Raw genomic sequence first — 16906 nt, forward strand, 5'->3', positions numbered from 1 at the left:
CAGGAGGAAGTAAAAATGAATATAAGAGTAAGGTTTGCACCAAGTCCAACAGGATTTGTACATATAGGTAGTTTAAGGACTGCTTTATATAACTATTTATTTGCAAAGAAAATGGGCGGAGAATATATATTAAGAGTAGAAGATACAGACCAAAGTAGATTGGTAGAAGGTGCTATAGAAAATATGCTTAATGCTATGAAATGGGCTGGCGTCAATCATGATGAGGGAGTTATATTAGATGATAATGAAAAAGTAATACAAAAAGGAGAATATGGACCATATATTCAATCTCAAAGATTAGATATATATCAAGAATATATAAAACAACTTTTAGATAGTGGAAAAGCTTATTATTGTTTCTGTACAAAGGAAAGATTGGATGAAGTAAGAGATGCTCAAAAGGCAGCAGGAGAAACTGCTAAATATGATGGTCACTGCAAAAACTTATCTAAAGAAGAGGTAGAAGCTAATATAAAAGCAGGAGTACCATATGTTATAAGATTAAAATTACCAGAAAATCATATAATTAAATTTACTGATTTAGTTAGAGGAGACATGGAATTCAATACTAATGATTTAGATGACCAAGTTTTGATGAAAACAGATGGATTCCCAACTTATCATTTTGCAGTAGTGGTAGATGATTATCTAATGAAAATTACACATGTTATAAGAGGAGAAGAGTGGGTATCATCTACTCCAAAACATGTTTATTTATATGAAGCATTTGGATGGGAAGCGCCAGTATTTGTACATTTACCAAATATACTTAATAAAGAAAAGAAAAAATTAAGTAAGAGACAAGGTGATGTAGCAGTTGAAGATTTTAAGAAAAAAGGATATTTACCAGAAGGATTAGTAAACTATGTAGCATTAGTTGGTTGGTCTCCAGAAGATAATCAAGAGTTATTTACAATGGAAGAGTTAGAAAAAGCTTTCTCTGTTGAAAGAGTATCTAAAAGTGGAGGGGTATTCGATACTGAAAAGTTAAACTGGGTTAATCAACATTATATAAAAGACGGTGATGATGCTTACCTAACAGATTTAGCTATACCATTTTTAATAGAAGATGGGTTTATAACAGAAGCAGAAGCTACTAGTAAGTATGAATTTTTAAAGAGTATGATATCAGTGCTTAAAGAAAAATTACAATATGTAAAAGAAGTTACTGAGCATGCGAGTATATTCTTTGGAGATAATGTAGAGATAGAAACTGAAGAAGGAAGTGACTTCCTAAAATTAGAACATATACCTACTTTAATAGATGCCTTACAAGAAAAAATAGAAAAAGCAGAAATATTAAATGCTGAATTTGGTCAAACAATGCTTAAAGAGATACAAAAAGAGTATAAAATAAAAGGGAAAAATTTATTTATGGGGTCAAGAATAATTTTGACAGGACAAATGCATGGCCCAGATTTACCAAAAGTAATGGAAGTTTTAGGAAAAGAAACTTGCTTAAATAGAATAGCTTATGTAAAAAATCATATATTATAGTCATAAAAGTCCGCTAATTTAGATGCGGACTTTTTTTGTGTTAGTATTTGGTGAAAAGATATGGCTAACAAAATGAAGGTATTTAGGTCAATAAATTTAATATATAAAAAGCAAAGCAAAAATATAAATAAAATATGAATAATAAACTAATAAAAATATTAAGCATAGAAGAAGGTAATCTATTATTTTAGTTTGATTTAATTATTAAGGGGGTAATTACTATGTATAGTAATATTGATGATGTTAAAAAGGAATTAAAGGAGCTATGCTTAGAATATGTTACAATTTTAGAAAAGTTAAAAGACGAAAAAATGATTACAGAAGAGACTTTTGAAAAATGTTCTTCTCAAAAAAAGATATTTTTAGAGGAACAATAGAAAATAGTGATAGTATTATTATGTAATTTGAAGGATAGTATGAAAAATGATAGTAGTACTATTATTTATTGCAATTTTCAACTATAATATAATATATGATGTTAAGAAAATAATTTATAAAAATACAGTGAGGTGATGAGTGTGAAAGTTTATAATACATTAACTAGAGCAAAAGAAGAATTTGTTCCATTAGAAGAAGGAAAGGTAAAAATGTATGTGTGTGGTCCAACAGTTTATAACTATATCCACATAGGTAATGCAAGACCATTTATAATATTTGATACTCTAAGAAGGTATTTAGAGTATAGAGGATATGACGTAACTTATGTACAAAACTTTACAGATGTTGATGACAAGATTATAAATAGAAGCCACGAAGAAGGAATATCTCCAGAAGAAGTTGCTACTAAATACATAAAAGAGTATTTTGTAGATTGTGATGGATTAGGAATTAAGAGAGCTACTGTTCATCCTCAAGTTACAGATAATATACAACAAATTATAGATTTTATAAAAGAATTAGAAGATAAAGGATATGCATATGCAGTAAATGGCGATGTATATTTTGATACAAATAAATTTGAAGGATATGGAAAACTTTCAGGCCAAAAACAAGAAGACTTAGAGGCTGGAGCTAGAATTGAAGTTAATGACCAAAAAAGACATCCTATGGATTTTGTTCTTTGGAAAGCAAAAAAAGAAGGAGAACCAGGATGGGAGAGTCCTTGGGGAGAAGGTAGACCAGGGTGGCATATAGAATGTTCTGTTATGTCTAAGAGATACTTAGGTGAGACAATTGATATACATGCAGGTGGTCAAGATTTAACATTCCCACACCATGAAAACGAAATAGCACAAAGTGAAGCTAGAAGTGGAAAAACATTCTCAAAATATTGGATGCATAATGGATATATAAATATAAATGATGAAAAAATGAGTAAATCAAAAGGGAATTTCTTTACAGTAAGAGATATATCAAAGCTATATGATTTAGAAATAGTGAGATTTTTCATGTTATCAGCACATTATAGAAATCCAGTAAACTTTAGTGATGAAATGTTAAATCAAGCTAAAGCTGGTCTTGAAAGATTGTATAATACCAAAGAAAAATTAGAGTTTACATTAAGTAATTTAAAAGAATCATCTCTAACAGAAAAAGAAGTAGAGCTTGTTAAAGAATTAGATAACTTTAGACAAAGATTTATAGATGCTATGGATGATGATGTTAATACAGCAGATGCAGTAAGTATTATATTTGAATTGGCTAAGTTGATAAATTCTAATGTAGACGAAAATTCTTCTTTAGAGTTAGCTAAGAAGTGTTTAGATGAATTTAATGAGCTTACAGGAGTATTGAATATTGTAAATAAGAAAAAGGATACTGTGCTAGATAAAGACATTGAAGAATTAATACAAAAGAGAACTGACGCAAAGAAAAATAAAGAATTCCAATTAGCGGATGATATAAGACAACAATTATTAGATATGGGAATTGTACTAGAAGACACAAGACAAGGTGTTAAGTGGAAAAGGGTATAAAAATGGAAAAAACTGAATTAGTTACTATGTCACCACTAGTTTTAGCATATTTAGGTGATACAGTGTATGAGACATATATAAGAGAACACTTGATTAGACAAAATACACAGCGAAAAGTTAATGATTTGCATAAGTTAGCCATAAAGTATGTAAAGGCTAAAGCTCAAGCATCAATAATTCATGAAATCGAAAGTGAATTAACAGAGGAAGAGAGTAAAATTTATAAAAGGGGAAGAAATCAAAAATCAAACACTTCTCCTAAAAATGCAGATATTATAGACTATAAACATGCAACTGGATTTGAAGCATTAATTGGATATTTGTATTTGAATAATGAAATAGAGAGACTTCAATATATTATCAATAAAGGAATTAAAATTATTGAAAGAGATATGTAAATATTAAAGAGTGTTGTCTTAATAATAATTAATAAGGCAACACTTTTTTTATAACTAATGTATAATAAATATATAGAAATTAGTAATAAGAAAGGACAAAAATTTATGAAAGTAAAATTAATATCACATACACCTGAACCCGAAAAAGTAATAGCTATGGCAGCTAAGTTATGTTATTCACCAGTTGGGACAGACGAAATAGAAAAAGACTTAACAGAAGAAAGTATAGAAAAATTTTTAAATATGTTATTAAATATAGGGCATGGTTCAATATTAGAACATGCATCTTTTACGTTTTCAATAGAAGGTATTTCAAGAGCTTGTTCGCATCAAATTGTTAGACATCGTATAGCTAGTTTTTCACAACAAAGTCAAAGGTATGTTAAATTAGACCAATTTGAGTACATAATTCCTCCTGAAATAGAAAAAATAGAAAAAGCAAAAGAGTTATTTGTTAACTCAATGAAAAAGGACCAAGAAGATTATGACAAATTAGTGGAGATATTATTTGATAAGCATTATGATGAACTAATAAAAGAAGGAAAAAATGAGAAAACAGCAAAGAGACAAGCTGAGAAAAAAGCAATAGAGGATGCTAGATATGTATTTCCAAATGCATGTGAAACAAAAATGGTATTTACTATAAACGCTAGAAGTTTATTTAATTTCTTTGAACATAGATGCTGTGAAAGAGCACAATGGGAAATAAGAAACTTAGCTGTAGAAATGTTAAGAGAAGTTAAAAAAGTTGCTCCTATATTATTTAAAAAGACTGGTCCAAGCTGTGTAAATGGAAGTTGTCCAGAAGGAACTATGACTTGTGGTGATATAGTTCAAGTTAGAGAAAAATTTAAATCCTTGTAGGTGGTGAATAGTTTGGCAAGTATTGAAGGAAGAAATCCTGTAATAGAAGCTATAAAGAGTGATAGAGAAATAGACAAAATATTAATTGCAAACTCAGCTAAAGAAGGTTCAATTAAGAAAATAATAGGAATGGCCAAAGAGAAGAATATAATTATACAATATGTTGATAAACATAAGTTAGATGAAGTAAGCACAAGTCATTCGCATCAAGGTGTAATAGCTTATGCAAGTGAATATAAGTATTATGAATTAGATGAGTTAATAGACTCAGTAAAAGGTAAAAATGAAGACCCATTTTTTATTATACTAGATGAAATAACAGACCCACATAACTTAGGTTCAATAATAAGGACAGCAGATGCAGTAGGAGCACATGGAGTTATTATCCCAAAAAGAAGGTCTGTGCACATAACTCCTGTAGTTACAAAAGCTTCTGCTGGAGCTGTAGAGTATATGCCAGTTTGTAAGGTAACCAATATAGTCAATACAATAAAAAGACTGAAAGATGAAGGGCTGTGGATTGCAGCTGCTGATATGGATGGAGAAACTTTTTATAAACAAAATCTTACAGGACCTCTAGGTGTAGTAATTGGAAGTGAAGGTTTTGGAATATCTAGATTGGTTAAACAAAACTGTGACTTTATAGTAAAAATGCCCATGATAGGTAATGTTACATCTTTAAATGCATCTGTAGCAGGTGGTATACTTTTATATGAAATATTCAGACAAAGACTGGATAAAAAGTAAATAAGCATGAGAAGAAACATAAATCACTACTTAATAATAGATGGCTATAATATTATAAATGCGTGGGATAATTTAAAAGAACTGGCGAAAGAGGATTTAGAGGATTCTCGAGAAAAACTTATTGATGATATTATAGAATTTTCTGAGTTCATGGGATATAAGACTATAATAGTTTTTGATGCTTATAATGTTAAGAATTCCCGAGAAAAAGTTGAAAAAAGAAAACACATAACAATAGTTTATACAAGAGAGCACCAAACAGCGGATAGTTATATAGAAAAATTTATAACTTCTCTATCAAAATATGATGATGTAAAAGTAGCTACTAATGACTATGCAGAGCAACAAATGATTTTAGGAAAAGGTGCTATGAGAATGTCTGCTAGAGAATTAAAGTTAGAATTAGATCGTTCCAAGAATAAAATGAAGGAAAAAAATAGCGGTTTAAGGAAAAAAATTCAGCGAAATTGGTTGGAGGAAAGGTTAGATGAAGAAACATTGTCGAAACTTGAGAACATTCGTAGAAAGCGTTGAAATTACTAGGTTCTTTAGACTATAATATACCTATAAATTTGTTTTATATATGGGGGAGATTTACATGTTGGTAGCAAAAGAAAAAAGTTATGAGTTAATAGACAATTGTCAGCAAGATGAGTATAACATTGTATTAAGAGCAAGTGAAGGGGATAAGATAGCACTAGAGTATATTATTACCAAATACAGAAATTTTGTAAAGGCAAAAGCAAAGTCATATTTTTTAATTGGAGCAGATAAAGAAGATATAATACAAGAAGGAATGATAGGCCTTTATAAGGCAGTTAGAGATTTTGATGGAAGTAAGACAAATTCATTTAAATGTTTTGCAGAGATATGTATAACAAGACAAATAATAACTGCTATAAAAACTGCAACAAGACAAAAACATATACCTTTAAATTCATATGTTTCTTTGAATAAACCAATATATGATGAAGAGTCAGACAGAACACTTTTAGATATAATAGCTACAAGTATAGTAACAGATCCAGAAGAACTTATAATTAGTAAAGAAAAATTAAAAAATATAGAATCAAAGATGAACGAATTATTAAGCGACTTGGAATTGGAAGTCCTAGAATTGTATTTGAATGGAAAGTCATACCAGTTCATAGCGGACAAACTTAAAAGAGATGTAAAGTCAATAGATAACGCTTTACAAAGGGTTAAGAGAAAATTAGAAAAACATCTTGAAAACAGAAATGATTAATAGTAAAATACTTACCATAAGCTTATTGTGAGCAAAATTAATTTATATCGAAAGATAAGGGAGGAAATTCAAAATGGCTAAAGCTAAATACGAAAGAACAAAACCTCATGTTAATATAGGGACAATAGGACACGTTGACCACGGTAAAACTACATTAACAGCAGCGATAACAAAAACATTATATGACAGATACCAATTAGGAGAAGCAGTAGATTTCGCAAACATAGATAAAGCTCCAGAAGAAAGAGAAAGAGGAATCACAATATCAACAGCACACGTTGAGTATGAAACTCCAAACAGACACTACGCACACGTTGACTGCCCAGGACATGCTGACTACGTTAAGAATATGATAACAGGAGCAGCACAAATGGACGGAGCAATATTAGTTTGTTCAGCAACAGATGGACCAATGCCACAAACAAGAGAGCATATACTATTATCAAGACAAGTTGGAGTACCATATATAGTAGTATTCTTAAACAAATGTGATATGGTAGATGACGAAGAGTTATTAGAACTAGTAGAAATGGAAGTAAGAGATTTATTAACAGAATATGATTTCCCAGGAGATGATACTCCAATAATAAGAGGATCAGCATTAATGGCATTAGAAGATCCAAAGAGCGACTGGGGAAATAAAATAGTAGAATTATTCGAGCAAATAGATGAATATATACCAGCACCAGAAAGAGATACTGACAAACCATTCTTAATGCCAGTAGAAGACGTATTCTCAATCACAGGAAGAGGAACAGTTGCAACAGGAAGAGTGGAAAGAGGAGTATTAAAAGTACAAGACGAAGTAGAATTAGTAGGATTAACAGAAGCACCAAGAAAAGTAGTAGTAACAGGAGTAGAAATGTTCAGAAAATTATTAGACCAAGCACAAGCAGGGGATAATATAGGAGCATTATTAAGAGGAGTACAAAGAAACGAAATAGAAAGAGGACAAATACTAGCAAAGACTGGATCAGTAAAGGCACACACAAAATTTACTGCAGAAGTATATGTACTTAAAAAAGAAGAAGGTGGAAGACATACACCATTCTTTGATGGATATAGACCACAATTCTATTTCAGAACAACAGACGTAACAGGAGCTTGTAAGTTACCAGATGGAATAGAAATGGTAATGCCTGGAGATAACGTAACAATGGAAGTAGACTTAATAAATTCAATAGTTGTAGAAGAAGGATTAAGATTCTCAATAAGAGAAGGTGGAAGAACAGTAGCTTCAGGCGTTGTTGCTACAATAATAGAGTAATTCTTATTATTAAACTGATGGATTAAAGAATAATAAAAAGAGGGGTTATGCTCCTCTTTTTTTAACATAGAAATACAAAAACATTGACACAGCATAGGATTTTGTGATACCTTATACAAGGTAATGATTATAGGAAGTTAATAATATCTTAAATACTGTAGATTTTTAATAAATACATATTTTAAAGATATTATATTCACATATATTAACAATATATATTATTGTATTACAAAGTTGGAGGTGTATCAGATGAGAGTTAAAGTAACTTTAGCATGTACAGAGTGTAAGCAAAGAAACTACAACACTACTAAGAATAAGAAAAATAATCCAGACAGAATAGAATTACAAAAATATTGTAGATTCTGTAAAAAGCATACAACTCATAAAGAAACAAAATAGTTTTATAAGGATGTGAGTATGGAATGGCTGCCCAAACAAATGACGGTGCAAAAACTAAAAAGAGATTCAGTTTATTTGGTTATTTAAAAGAAACTAAACAAGAATTGAAAAGAGTTACATGGCCGACAAAAAAAGAATTGTTTAAAAACACAGGTATAGTTTTAACTGTAGTTATTTCATGCACTATATTAGTATGGGGTATAGACACTATATTATCTGGTGCACTAGCGTTATTACTAAAATAGACGAAAAGAGGTAAGTTAAATGTCAGAATTACAAGAAGCAAGTTGGTATGTAGTTCATACTTATTCGGGACATGAAAATAAAGTTAAAGCTACAATAGAAAAAGCAGTTAAAACAAGAAGTATGGAAGACTGCATAAGACAAGTAGTTGTTCCAACAGAAGAAGTAGTGGAAACTACTAAAACTGGAAAAGAAAAAACTAGACAACGTAAAGTTTATCCAAGTTATGTTTTGGTTAAAATGATAATAACTGATGAATCTTGGTATGTAGTAAGAAATACTAAGGGAGTTACAGGTTTCGTTGGACCTGGTTCAAAACCAGTACCATTAAGTGAAGAAGAAGTTAAAGCTATGGGTATAGATACAACTGAACCTAAAGTAGTAAATAGTGATATTGACTTTGAAATAGGAGATACAGTAAAGGTATCTCAAGGACCATTTAGTGGACAAGTAGGAAACATAGAAGAAATTGACTTAGAAAACAGAGAAGTTAAAGTATGCATAAATGCATTTGGTAAAAGGACTCTATTTGTAATAGAGCTTGAAGGTATAGAAAAAATCTAATACTATTATTATAGAAAAATCTGAGGAGGTGCGCTCAAAATGGCTAAAAAAGTTATAGGTCAAATAAAATTACAAATACCTGCAGGAAAGGCTACTCCAGCGCCACCAGTTGGACCAGCATTAGGACAACATGGTGTTAATATAATGGGATTCACAAAAGAATTTAATGCTAAAACTGCAGATCAAGCTGGAATGATAATACCAGTTGTTATAACTGTATATCAAGATAGATCATTCAGTTTTATAACAAAAACTCCACCAGCTGCAGTTTTAATTAAAAAAGCATTAAACTTAAAATCAGGTTCTGGAGAACCAAACAAAAAGAAAGTTGCTAAAATAACTTCAGCTCAAGTAAGAGAAATAGCTGAATTAAAAATGCCTGACTTAAATGCTGCATCATTAGAAGCTGCTATGAGTATGATAGCTGGTACTGCTAGAAGCATGGGTGTTGTAGTAGAAGACTAATTAAAAGATACACTTTTTTTATAAAGTGGGAGGCGAAAAGCCGAGATTAACCACAAGGAGGAAAATAAAATGGCTAAAAAAGGTAAAAGATATGCAGGTGCATTACAAAAAGTAGATAGAACTAAGTTCTATGATGCATCAGAAGCATTAACATTAGTTTCAGATATAGCTGGAGCTAAATTTGACGAAACAGTAGAAGCACACATTAAATTAGGTGTTGACTCAAGACATGCTGATCAACAAGTAAGAGGTGCAGTTGTATTACCTCACGGAACAGGTAAAACTAAAAGAGTTTTAGTTTTTGCTAAAGGTGAAAAAGCTAAGGAAGCTGAACAAGCTGGTGCTGATTTTGTAGGAGCTGAAGAATTAGTTCAAAAAATACAAGGTGAAAACTGGTTTGATTTTGATATAGTAGTTGCTACTCCAGACATGATGGGTGTAGTAGGTAGATTAGGTAGAGTATTAGGACCAAAAGGTTTAATGCCAAACCCTAAATCAGGAACAGTTACATTTGATGTAGCTAAAGCTATAGATGAAATAAAAGCTGGTAAAGTTGAATACAGATTAGACAAAACTAACATAATACACGTTCCAGTAGGAAAAGTATCATTTGGTGGAGAAAAATTATCTGAAAACTTTGCTGCATTAATGGATGCTATAATAAAAGCTAAACCAGCTGCTGCTAAAGGACAATATTTAAGAAGTATAACTGTAGCTTCTTCAATGGGACCTGGAGTTAAAATAAACCCAGCAAGAACAGCTGAATAATAAAACTGTTGACACAGGTTGACAAAAATGTTATCATATCATTTGTCAATGTAAAAAAGAATAGATTTGCCGTAGATAGTGGGTGCGAAAGCTTAATATCCCACCGAGGTTTTAGATAAATTGAGATTACTAAAGCTTTTGATGTCTACTTTTGGCAACAAAAGCTTTTTATAATGTTGCGGTAAATACTAAGCCTATTTGGTGAAGGAGGTGCACATCTAGATGAGAAAAGCTATAGAAATTAAATCAGAAGTTGTTTCTGAAATAGTTGAAAAGTTACAAAAATCTTCTGCTGCCGTTGTTGTTGATTACAAAGGGTTAACAGTTGAAGAAGTAACTGAGTTAAGAAAACAAATGAGAGAAGCTGGTGTAGATTACAAAGTATATAAAAATACTTTAGTTAGAAGAGCAGCTAAAGAAGTTGGTATAGAGCAATTCAATGAAGAATTATTAATTGGTACTAATGCTATAGCATTTGGATATGATGATCCAGTTGCTCCAGCTAGAATATTAAAAGGATTCATGGATTCTCATCCAAAGATGAAATTAAAGATGGGTGTTATAGAAGGTGTATTCTATGACGAAGCTAAGATTGTTGAAATGGCTAACATACCATCAAGAGAAGTTCTTATCGCTAAATTACTTGGTAGCTTAAAAGCTCCAATATCAAACTTTGCATACTTAATAGATGCAATAGCGAAAAAGGCAGAAGGTCAAGAAGAAGCTTAATTGCTTAACTAAAAAATTATAAATATTAATTTGAAAAGAAAATTCGGAGGTGCTAAAAATGACAATAGAACAAATATTAGAAGCTATAGAAAATATGAAAGTTTTAGAATTAAATGAATTAGTTAAAGCTGCTGAAGAAAAATTCGGCGTATCAGCTTCAGCTCCAGTAATGGTAGCTGGTGCAGCTGCTGGTGGACCAGCTGCTGAAGAAAAAACTGAGTTTGATGTAGTATTAGCTGAGGTTGGTTCTTCAAAAGTTGGAGTTATAAAAGCAGTTAGAGAAATAACAGGATTAGGATTAAAAGAAGCTAAAGAAGTAGTTGACAATGCTCCTAAGACAGTTAAAGAAGGAGCTTCTAAAGAAGAAGCTGATCAAATAAAAGAAAAATTAGAAGCTGCTGGAGCTAAAGTAGAAGTTAAGTAGTTTCTTTAAAAAGATACCCATTTGGGTATCTTTTTTTATTTATAAAAAATTGTGAATAGAATATTTCTATAAAATAAAAAAAATTTATATAATAGTATTAAATTAAGGGTATCATATAGTTTGTAATGAGATTTTAATTTAATACTATTAAAGAATATGTTTTTACTATGTTAAATACAGATGTTAAATTAAAATATAAACAATTATTGTAATGTGCATATATAAGGTGATATAATAAAAGATAAATTATATAAAACTACATATTGTTTTAAAAATTTACAAAAATACTTTAAAAATAAAATGTAATAAATAATTAATTAACAAATACAAATTTAAAATGAGTGAAATACTTCTAAAAATCGAAATATGTAGATTTCAAGAAATGCATTTAAGGAGGAGTTAATAATGGAAAAATTACAAGGTAAAGTTGCAGTGGTTACTGCAGCAACTAAAGGTATTGGATTAGCATCAGCTGAAATATTGGCACAAAATGGAGCAGTTGTATATTTAGCAGCTCGTTCAGAAGAATTGGCTAATGAAGTTATAGACAGAATAAGTGCAGAAGGCGGGTGTGCTAAGTTTGTTTATTTTAATGCTCGTGAAGAAGAAACGTTTACTTCAATGATAGAAGATGTAGTTAAAAAAGAAGGTAAGATAGATATACTTGTAAATAATTTTGGTTCGACAAATCCCTCACTTGATAAAGACCTTTTAACTGGAGATACAGATAATTTCTTTGATACAGTAAATACTAATTTAAAAAGTGTATATTTACCATGTAAAGCTGCTATTCCTCATATGATAAAGAATGGCAAGGGAAGTATAATAAATATATCTAGTATAGGTTCAGTATTGCCTGACCTATCTAGAATAGCTTATTGTGTATCAAAATCAGCAATCAACTCATTAACTCAAAATATAGCAACACAATATGCAAAAGACAATGTTAGATGTAATGCTGTACTTCCAGGCCTTATTGCAACCAAAGCTGCTTTAGATAATATGTCTCCAGAATTCATAAAGGAGTTCCTAAAGCATGTTCCTTTAAATCGTATAGGGAAACCAGAAGACATAGCAAAAGCTGTTTTATTCTATGCTAGTGATGATTCATCCTTTATAACAGGAGACTTACTTGAAGTAGCTGGAGGATTTGGTTTACCTACGCCACAGTTTGCAGATAATATATTAGGATAATTATATTACTAATATAATAGTAAAAATAAAAAACTTAATTATAGTAGAAATTCTATTTTTATAAAGACTGTAGATATAATTTATGATGGAAATAGTTTAAGATTTAAAACTCCAGATTAAATTCATTTATGGTCTTTATTTTGTATATTTAACAGCTTTTGTATAAATATAATTATTTACTAGTACTTATTTATGAAATTATAATTAAATATGGGTATGGTATTAGAATGTAACTTTTTCTAGAAAATTAAACCGATAAATGAAAAAATTGGATTTTATATTGGAGAATTGTACATAATACATAATATATGCTTAAAATAATTTACAAAAAATCAAAAATAATGCATAGTTTACATATAAGATAAAAAATATATTGAAAAATACTTGACATTATGCTAAAATTATTAGATGCGTTAGAATGAACTATTGTTTTATTTTTAATTATTGAGAGGTGAAAAGTGAATGCCACATCCTGTCACGATAGGTAAAAGAACTAGAATGAGCTTTTCTAAAATTAAGGAAATAGCTGATGTGCCAAATCTTATAGAAATTCAAGTAGATTCCTATGAGTGGTTTTTAAAAGAAGGTTTAAAAGAAGTGTTTGATGATATTTCACCAATAGAAGATTATACTGGTAATCTTATATTGGAATTTGTTGACTACTCTTTAGACGATAAACCAAAGTACGATATAGAAGAGTGTAAAGAGAGAGATGCTACATATTGTGCACCTCTAAAAGTTAAGGTAAGACTTATAAATAAAGAAACAGGCGAAATAAAAGAACAAGAAGTATTTATGGGTGACTTCCCTTTAATGACAGAAAGAGGAACTTTCGTTATAAATGGGGCAGAAAGAGTTATCGTAAGTCAATTAGTTAGATCTCCTGGTGTTTACTATGCGGAAGAGAGAGATAAAACAGGTAAGAGATTAATTTCATCTACTGTAATTCCTAATAGAGGAGCATGGTTAGAATATGAAACAGATTCTAACGATGTAATATCTGTAAGAGTTGATAGAACAAGAAAACAACCAGTTACAGTTTTACTTAGAGCTTTAGGAATAGGGACAGATGCAGAAATAATTGACCTTTTAGGAGAAGACGAAAGATTATCTGCTACATTAGAAAAAGATAATACTAAAACAGTAGAGGAAGGTCTTGTTGAGATATATAAAAAATTAAGACCAGGTGAACCACCTACTGTAGAAAGTGCATCATCTTTACTAAATGCTTTATTCTTTGATCCAAAGAGATATGATTTAGCAAAAGTTGGTAGATACAAATTTAACAAAAAACTTGCTTTATGCTATAGAATTATGAATAGAATTTCAGCAGAAGACATAATAAATCCTGAAACAGGAGAAGTATTTGTAAAAGCTGGAGAAAAAATAAGCTATGAGTTAGCTAAAGATATACAAAATGCAGGTATAAATGTAGTAAATCTATTAATGGATGATGATAAGAAAGTTAGAGTTATAGGAAATAATTTTGTAGACATTAAGTCTCATATTGATTTTGACATAGATGATTTAAACATAAAAGAAAAAGTGCATTATCCAACATTAAAAGAAATTTTAGATGGATATAGTGACGAAGAAGAAATAAAAGAAGCTATAAAATCAAGAATTAAAGAACTTATACCAAAACATATATTATTAGACGATATAATAGCTTCAATAAGTTATGAATTCAATATCTTCTATAATATAGGAAATATTGATGATATAGACCATTTAGGAAATAGAAGAATAAGATCTGTAGGAGAATTATTACAAAACCAAGTTAGAATTGGTCTTTCAAGAATGGAAAGAGTCATAAAAGAAAGAATGACAGTTCAAGATATGGAAGCTATAACGCCTCAAGCGTTAGTTAACATAAGACCAGTTTCAGCTGCAATAAAAGAATTCTTCGGTAGTTCTCAGTTATCTCAGTTCATGGACCAAACAAATCCTTTATCTGAGTTAACACATAAAAGAAGACTATCAGCTCTTGGACCTGGAGGTCTTTCAAGAGAAAGAGCTGGATTCGAAGTGCGTGACGTTCACCATTCACACTACGGTAGAATGTGTCCGATAGAGACTCCAGAAGGGCCAAATATCGGTCTTATAAACTCTCTTGGAACTTATGCAAAAATAAATGAGTTTGGATTTATAGAATCACCATATAGAAAATTTGATAAAGTAACATCAACAGTTACTGATGAGATACATTATTTAACTGCTGATGAAGAAGATTTATTCGTAAGAGCTCAGGCAAATGAGCCATTAACAGACGATGGTAAATTCGTAAACCATAGAGTTGTTTGTAGAACTGTAAATGGTGCTGTTGAAATGGTTCCTGAAAGCAGAGTAGACTATATGGATATATCTCCTAAGCAGGTTGTATCTGTTGCCACTGCTATGATACCTTTCTTAGAAAATGATGACGCCAACCGTGCCCTTATGGGAGCGAACATGCAACGTCAGGCAGTGCCTCTAGTTAGAAGAGAAGCACCAATTATAGGAACTGGTATAGAATATAGAGCTGCAAAAGACTCTGGAGCAGTTGTTGTTGCTAGAAATTCTGGTATAGCAGAAAGAGTAACAGCGGATGAGATAATTATAAAAAGAGAAGATGGAAACAGAGATAGATATAATCTACTTAAGTTTAAACGTTCAAACTCAGGTACTTGTATAAATCAAACACCTATAATAACTAAAGGTGAGCAAATAGTGCAAGGAGATGTTATAGCAGACGGTCCAGCAACTGATTTAGGAGAAGTAGCACTTGGAAGAAACTGTCTTATAGCATTCATGACTTGGGAAGGTTATAACTACGAAGATGCCATATTAATAAATGAAAGATTAGTTAAAGAAGATAGATTATCAACAATTCATATAGAAGAATATGAATGTGAAGCTAGAGATACAAAACTAGGGCCAGAGGAAATAACTAGAGATATACCTAATGTTGGAGATAGTGCAATTAAGAACTTAGATGACAGAGGTATAATAAGAATAGGTGCAGAAGTAGATTCAGGAGATATACTAGTTGGTAAAGTAACTCCAAAAGGAGAAACTGAACTTACTGCTGAGGAAAGATTACTTCGTGCAATATTTGGTGAAAAGGCTAGAGAAGTTAGAGACACTTCACTTAAAGTACCTCATGGTGAATCTGGTATAATAGTTGATGTAAAAGTATTTACTAGAGAAAATGGAGATGATTTATCTCCAGGAGTAAATGAATTAGTAAGATGTTATATAGCTAAAAAGAGAAAAATAAAAGTTGGAGATAAAATGGCTGGTCGTCATGGTAATAAAGGGGTTATCTCTAGAATATTACCAGAAGAAGATATGCCATTCATGGAAAATGGAACTCCACTAGATATAATACTTAACCCACAAGGTATACCATCACGTATGAACATCGGTCAGGTTTTAGAGGTTCATTTAGGACTTGCTGCTAAGACTTTAGGATGGTATGTTGCAACATCAGTATTTGATGGTGCCAATGAGTATGATATAATGGATGCTCTTGAAGAAGCTGGATATTCTAGAGATGGTAAATTAACTTTATATGATGGTAGAACAGGTGAAACTTTTGATAATAGAATAACTGTTGGATATATGTACTACTTAAAACTACATCATTTAGTTGATGAAAAACTACATGCAAGAAGTACTGGACCATACTCATTAGTTACTCAACAGCCACTAGGTGGTAAAGCACAATTTGGTGGACAAAGATTTGGAGAGATGGAGGTTTGGGCTCTGGAAGCATATGGAGCTGCTCATATACTTCAAGAAATACTTACTGTCAAGTCTGATGATGTTGTAGGTCGTGTTAGAACTTACGAAGCCATAGTTAAAGGTGAAAACATACCTGAGCCAGGAATCCCAGAATCATTTAAGGTTCTTATAAAAGAACTTCAAAGTTTATGCTTAGATGTAAAAGTATTAACAGATGAAGATCAAGAAATAGAAGTAAGAGAATCTGTAGATGAAGATGACACAATAGGTGAATTTGAACTAGATGTTGTAAATAACATGGGAGAAGTTGAAGAAAGTAATATAATAGAAGAAATTGAAGATGATTTTACGGAAACCGTAGAAGATGAGGATATAGAGAATTTAGAAGAATTTGCTGAAGAAGATTTATTTGAAGAAGAAATAGACTTTGTTGGTGATGACTTTGATGTGTAAATTTAA

18 protein-coding genes and 1 other annotated feature are annotated in these 16906 nt (G+C 30.9%); all 18 genes read left to right on the plus strand.

Features of this window, described 5'->3' with window-relative positions:
* Positions 1 to 15: 15 nt before the first annotated feature.
* The 18 genes from gltX (at position 16) to IC174_RS18415 (ending at position 16900) form a co-directional block, all read left to right on the plus strand.
* Positions 16 to 1497 (plus strand): glutamate--tRNA ligase, encoded by a 1482-nt coding sequence (gltX, locus tag IC174_RS18330; protein ID WP_227437069.1) that lies wholly within the window; start codon positions 16 to 18, stop codon positions 1495 to 1497.
* Positions 1498 to 1718: 221 nt separating this feature from the next.
* A complete protein-coding gene (locus IC174_RS18335; protein ID WP_003421202.1) occupies positions 1719 to 1874 on the plus strand; it encodes a hypothetical protein in 156 nt (51 codons plus the stop codon).
* Positions 1875 to 2015: 141 nt separating this feature from the next.
* Positions 2016 to 3413 (plus strand): cysteine--tRNA ligase, encoded by a 1398-nt coding sequence (gene cysS, locus IC174_RS18340; RefSeq protein ID WP_227483629.1) that lies wholly within the window; start codon positions 2016 to 2018, stop codon positions 3411 to 3413.
* A 2-nt stretch (positions 3414 to 3415) separates the two neighbouring features.
* A complete protein-coding gene (locus IC174_RS18345) occupies positions 3416 to 3811 on the plus strand; it encodes a Mini-ribonuclease 3 (RefSeq protein ID WP_227437065.1) in 396 nt (131 codons plus the stop codon).
* Positions 3812 to 3916: 105 nt separating this feature from the next.
* On the plus strand, positions 3917 to 4675 hold the full coding sequence (thyX, locus tag IC174_RS18350; protein WP_227483630.1) for an FAD-dependent thymidylate synthase: 759 nt from the start codon (positions 3917 to 3919) through the stop codon (positions 4673 to 4675).
* Between the two features lie 12 nt (positions 4676 to 4687).
* Entirely contained in the window at positions 4688 to 5422 is a 735-nt protein-coding gene (gene rlmB, locus IC174_RS18355) for a 23S rRNA (guanosine(2251)-2'-O)-methyltransferase RlmB (protein ID WP_227437061.1), read from the plus strand.
* Positions 5423 to 5428: 6 nt separating this feature from the next.
* Positions 5429 to 5956, plus strand: a complete 528-nt coding sequence (locus IC174_RS18360) for an NYN domain-containing protein (protein ID WP_227437059.1) — start codon at positions 5429 to 5431, stop codon at positions 5954 to 5956.
* A gap of 64 nt (positions 5957 to 6020) precedes the next feature.
* The gene (gene sigH, locus IC174_RS18365) at positions 6021 to 6668 is read left to right on the plus strand and encodes an RNA polymerase sporulation sigma factor SigH (RefSeq protein ID WP_227483631.1); all 648 of its coding nucleotides are present in this window, start codon (positions 6021 to 6023) and stop codon (positions 6666 to 6668) included.
* A gap of 73 nt (positions 6669 to 6741) precedes the next feature.
* Positions 6742 to 7935 (plus strand): elongation factor Tu, encoded by a 1194-nt coding sequence (gene tuf / locus IC174_RS18370; protein ID WP_227483632.1) that lies wholly within the window; start codon positions 6742 to 6744, stop codon positions 7933 to 7935.
* A 249-nt stretch (positions 7936 to 8184) separates the two neighbouring features.
* Positions 8185 to 8334: a 50S ribosomal protein L33 gene (gene rpmG / locus IC174_RS18375; protein WP_003421192.1), complete on the plus strand. Its 150-nt coding sequence runs from the start codon at positions 8185 to 8187 to the stop codon at positions 8332 to 8334.
* A gap of 23 nt (positions 8335 to 8357) precedes the next feature.
* Positions 8358 to 8579, plus strand: coding sequence for a preprotein translocase subunit SecE (gene secE / locus IC174_RS18380; protein WP_227437053.1), 222 nt, complete (start codon positions 8358 to 8360; stop codon positions 8577 to 8579).
* Positions 8580 to 8598: 19 nt separating this feature from the next.
* Positions 8599 to 9141: a transcription termination/antitermination protein NusG gene (gene nusG / locus IC174_RS18385; protein WP_227437051.1), complete on the plus strand. Its 543-nt coding sequence runs from the start codon at positions 8599 to 8601 to the stop codon at positions 9139 to 9141.
* 39 nt (positions 9142 to 9180) lie between these two features.
* Positions 9181 to 9606, plus strand: coding sequence for a 50S ribosomal protein L11 (gene rplK / locus IC174_RS18390; RefSeq protein ID WP_227483633.1), 426 nt, complete (start codon positions 9181 to 9183; stop codon positions 9604 to 9606).
* A gap of 69 nt (positions 9607 to 9675) precedes the next feature.
* The gene (gene rplA / locus IC174_RS18395) at positions 9676 to 10374 is read left to right on the plus strand and encodes a 50S ribosomal protein L1 (RefSeq protein ID WP_227437049.1); all 699 of its coding nucleotides are present in this window, start codon (positions 9676 to 9678) and stop codon (positions 10372 to 10374) included.
* A gap of 51 nt (positions 10375 to 10425) precedes the next feature.
* Positions 10426 to 10554, plus strand: a sequence feature (ribosomal protein L10 leader region).
* Positions 10555 to 10596: 42 nt separating this feature from the next.
* Positions 10597 to 11103 (plus strand): 50S ribosomal protein L10, encoded by a 507-nt coding sequence (gene rplJ, locus IC174_RS18400; protein WP_227483634.1) that lies wholly within the window; start codon positions 10597 to 10599, stop codon positions 11101 to 11103.
* A 58-nt stretch (positions 11104 to 11161) separates the two neighbouring features.
* A complete protein-coding gene (gene rplL, locus IC174_RS18405; RefSeq protein ID WP_021382505.1) occupies positions 11162 to 11527 on the plus strand; it encodes a 50S ribosomal protein L7/L12 in 366 nt (121 codons plus the stop codon).
* Positions 11528 to 11932: 405 nt separating this feature from the next.
* Positions 11933 to 12721 carry an SDR family NAD(P)-dependent oxidoreductase gene (locus IC174_RS18410; protein ID WP_227437045.1) on the plus strand — a complete coding sequence of 263 codons (789 nt, stop codon included), beginning with the start codon at positions 11933 to 11935 and terminating at the stop codon, positions 12719 to 12721.
* 462 nt (positions 12722 to 13183) lie between these two features.
* On the plus strand, positions 13184 to 16900 hold the full coding sequence (locus IC174_RS18415; protein WP_227483635.1) for a DNA-directed RNA polymerase subunit beta: 3717 nt from the start codon (positions 13184 to 13186) through the stop codon (positions 16898 to 16900).
* The last annotated feature ends 6 nt before the right edge of the window (positions 16901 to 16906 follow it).

The sequence above is a fragment of the Clostridioides sp. ES-S-0001-03 genome (assembly GCF_020676075.1).
GTDB lineage: Bacteria > Bacillota > Clostridia > Peptostreptococcales > Peptostreptococcaceae > Clostridioides.